The 296-nt window shown below is 67.2% G+C and carries 1 protein-coding gene; it reads right to left on the reverse strand.

Translation table 11 applies throughout. The features are described from left to right. On the reverse strand, positions 1-296 hold a 296-nt coding region (locus ACWGTO_RS33995), incomplete at both ends, for a transposase (protein ID WP_454579019.1).

The following is a 296-nucleotide window of genomic DNA, read 5'->3' on the forward strand; positions in this document are numbered from 1 at the left end:
ACGGGGGCTTGGCGTAGACGACCCATTCGATCCGCTTCAGTCCAGCCAGTTGGGCGCAGAAAGTGGCAGGGTCGGCCAGGCTGGCGAGATCGCTGAAGAAGCGAAGCTGGCCGGCGTCGAAGGCGTCCTGCAGGCGCTCCAGGAATAGCCGCCTGAACAGGCGCGACAGAACCCGCACAGGCAGGAAAAATCCCGGCCGACAGGCGATCCATCGCTGGTCCCCGGCCTTCGCCGTGGCAGGCTCGAGCGACAGGCCGCCGCCCGGCACGACGCAGTGGACATGCGGATGATGGTGG

This window comes from Mesorhizobium sp. PL10 (assembly GCF_053714315.1).